Below are 3,266 nucleotides of genomic sequence, written 5' to 3' on the forward strand. Positions count from 1 at the left end.
TTTCGTTGCGTGCGCAGCACGAACAATGAAACTCATATCGAACGTAACCAATAAAATCTCCCTTAACTTACCTCAAAATTCCTAAAACCAGAAACAATTAGAAAATCAAGGATTTAAAATCTTTTCAACAAATCTTAATTCGTAATTCGTAATTCATAATTTATATTTTACCTTTGACCTTTCAATAAAAACAAAGATTATGGTTTATAAATTTAGAGTAATTCTTGATGCCGAAGAGGACATTTTTAGAGATATTTCGATACTTGCCGACGATACTTTAGAAGATTTACACAATGCCATTTTCAACTCTTTTGGATTTGACGGAATGGAAGTGGCTTCTTTCTACACCTGTGATGACACTTGGAACCAAGAGGATGAAATTCCAATGTTTGATGCAGGAGATGTTCCGGGCGAACAAAAAATAATGAGTGATTATTTGCTTTCGGATATTTTAGATGAAGAAAACACCAAGATAATTTATGTTTACGATTTTATTAATATGTGGACTTTTCTTGTTGAACTTGCTGCTGTCGAAGAAATTGTTGCAGGTAACATCTATCCAGAAACTATTTTCTCAGTTGGTGAAATGCCAGATGAAGCAATGGAAAAACACTTTTTTGCAGATGATGAAGAGGAAAATTACAATGAATTTGAAGACGATTTAGACGAAGACGACCTCGATATGTTTGAAGGTGATGATAGTTTTGAGGACTTCGGATTTGAAGAAAATTGGAATTAGTACTGGGTTTAAAAGTTTAAGATTGTTTAATGGTTTAAAATTGTTTGGATGGCTACAATAACAAAATTTGAAGAGTTAGAAATATGGCTAGAAGCTAGAAGACTTTCAAAAGAAATAATTTCAATATCAAACAACTCCGATTTAAACAAAGATTTTAGATTTAAAGCCCAAATTAAAGATTCCTCAGGTTCTGTTATGGATAATATTGCCGAGGGATTTGAGAGAAATGGCAATGCAGAATTCCGACAATTTCTATCTATTGCAAAAGGATCTGCAGGAGAAAGTCGTTCTCAATTATATCGAGTTTATGACAATGGTTATATAAATGAAGAACAACTAAAATATTTGGTTGCTGAATACGAAAAACTAAGTGTCAAAATTCACAATTTCATTACATACTTAAATAAAAAAGACTACAAAGGAACAAAATTTATAGATTCTTAAACATCATACCTTTAAACAATTTTAAACTTTAAACAACTTTAAACCTTAAATGATCAATTTATTCAACACACATATTGAAACTTTATCCATTCACAGAGTGGGAAACAAAAGTCGCAACGAAGCCATTTTTTTATCAGAACAATCTTTCAATTTAAATGACGAAATTGTGCCTTTGATGAAGGAATATTTCTTTAGACCTTTTAGAGAAAAAGAAGAAAATTACTTTCAATTTGCTCACGAAGTCGATTTGGAATACAACGATATGTTTAAATTGGCTACTGAAATATTCGAAAATCCGAGTAGTTTACACGAAGTTTCTAAGAAAATAACCACTCATTTATTTGAACAATCGAACCATCCACATATTAAAAACGGAGAGGTTTATGTTGCGCATTTGACTAATGTAAATATCGACAACAATGTTGTGGATGCTATTGGAATTTTTAAAAGCGAATTACAATCTGACTTTTTACAGTTTGAAGAAAAAGGAACTAATCTCGAGATGATTTTGCAACACGGCATCAACCTAAGCAAATTAGACAAAGGTTGTTTGATTTTTAATCATAAAAAAGAAGAAGGATATAAAATCTTGACTGTTGACAGTAACCGTTATGACGCGAGATATTGGTTAGAACATTTCCTTTCGGTAGATGCTTTTGAAGATGAGAATTTCATCACTAAAAAATACTTGAAATTTTGTCAAGGATTTGCTAAAGATGTTGTTTTTCCTGCCGAAGACAAAAAAGAAGAAGTAATGTTTATGAATCGTAGTGTGAATTATTTTGCTAAAAACGACCAATTTGAAGAAAGCAATTTCTTGAATGAAGTTTTAGACAATCCAGATTTACTTCCTGAGTTTAAAAACTATAAAGTTGATAAAGGCGAGAAATACAGCATCGAAGACGTGACTTCATTTCCTATTGCCAATTCAGCAGTTACTGACGCTAGAAAATCGATTAGAAACGTGATTAGCCTTGACACCCAAATTCAAATAAAAATGGATTTCATCAATCCAGAAAGTGCTGAAAAATATGTAGAAAAAGGCTGGGACGAAGAAAAACAAATGTATTATTACCTAGTTTATTTTAATAAAGAAGTAAAAAACTAGTATTGAAACAATTATAAAAAAGCCGAGAAAATTCTTTTTCTCGGCTTTTTATTTTTAGTTTATCTCAATATTTGGGCAGCGTGAGCCTTAGTTTTAACATCCGAAATTACCTCATCGATAATTCCGTTTTCATCAATTACAAATGTAGTTCTGTGAATTCCATCATATTCTTTTCCCATAAATTTTTTGGGACCCCAAACTCCAAAAGCTTGAATCACCGATTTATCTTCATCTGCCAATAGCGGAAATGGGAAATCATATTTTTCTTTGAATTTAGCTTGGGATTTTGCCGCATCGGCACTAACTCCTAAAAGTTCATAATTATTCGCTTGGAAACGCTCAAAATTGTCTCTCAAATCACAAGCTTCAGCGGTGCAACCTGGAGTATTTGCTTTTGGATAAAAGAAGACCACTAATTTTTTTCCTTGATAATCAGCTAATTTATGTGCATTCCCGTCTTGATCAAGTGATGAAAAATTGGGCGCTTTGTCACCTTTTTTTAATGTTGTCATATTTTGAGTTTAGAAGTTTAGGAGTTTAAAAGTTTAGTTATTAAATTGTACCCAAAATTAAACTAAAATGACGAAACCTGAACGTGTAACGTTTGTTATAAATACGTTAAAAGACTTATATCCAGAAATTCCAATTCCTTTAAATCACAAAGATCCTTATACTTTACTGATTGCTGTTTTGCTTTCAGCTCAATGTACTGATGTTCGTGTTAACCAAATTACACCTTTGCTTTTTGCCAAAGCAGACAATCCTTATGATATGATTAAAATGTCGGTTGAGGAAATAAAAGAAATTATTAGACCTTGTGGTTTATCGCCAATGAAGTCAAAAGGAATTCACGGTTTATCTCATATTCTGATTGATAAACACGATGGGAAAGTGCCCCAAAGTTTCGAAAGCCTAGAAGAATTACCAGCTGTGGGTCATAAAACAGCAAGTGTAGTGATGTCTCAAGCTTTTGGA

The 3,266-nt window shown here is 32.2% G+C and carries 5 protein-coding genes; 4 read left to right on the plus strand and 1 reads right to left on the minus strand.

The window, feature by feature from the left end:
* The first annotated feature begins 199 nt into the window (after window positions 1–199).
* Genes PHC28_RS17360 through PHC28_RS17370 form a run of 3 tightly spaced genes read left to right on the plus strand, consistent with a single transcriptional unit; the run spans window position 200 to window position 2,291 of the window.
* The gene (locus PHC28_RS17360; protein WP_300103518.1) at window positions 200–739 is read left to right on the plus strand and encodes a hypothetical protein; all 540 of its coding nucleotides are present in this window, start codon (window positions 200–202) and stop codon (window positions 737–739) included.
* Window positions 740–787: 48 nt separating this feature from the next.
* Complete coding sequence (locus tag PHC28_RS17365; RefSeq protein ID WP_300103520.1) at window positions 788–1,183, plus strand: four helix bundle protein; 396 nt, start codon at window positions 788–790, stop codon at window positions 1,181–1,183.
* A gap of 49 nt (window positions 1,184–1,232) precedes the next feature.
* A complete protein-coding gene (locus PHC28_RS17370; protein ID WP_300103523.1) occupies window positions 1,233–2,291 on the plus strand; it encodes a nucleoid-associated protein in 1,059 nt (352 codons plus the stop codon).
* Between the two features lie 59 nt (window positions 2,292–2,350).
* Here PHC28_RS17370 and bcp read toward each other — a convergent pair whose 3' ends face one another.
* Window positions 2,351–2,803 carry a thioredoxin-dependent thiol peroxidase gene (gene bcp, locus PHC28_RS17375; protein WP_300103525.1) on the minus strand — a complete coding sequence of 151 codons (453 nt, stop codon included), beginning with the start codon at window positions 2,801–2,803 and terminating at the stop codon, window positions 2,351–2,353.
* 67 nt (window positions 2,804–2,870) lie between these two features.
* Between bcp and nth the strand changes: the two genes are divergently transcribed.
* The coding region (nth, locus tag PHC28_RS17380; protein WP_367278063.1) for an endonuclease III at window positions 2,871–3,266 on the plus strand (396 nt) is incomplete at its 3' end.

The sequence above is a fragment of the Flavobacterium sp. genome (genome assembly GCF_028712645.1).
Taxonomy (GTDB): domain Bacteria; phylum Bacteroidota; class Bacteroidia; order Flavobacteriales; family Flavobacteriaceae; genus Flavobacterium.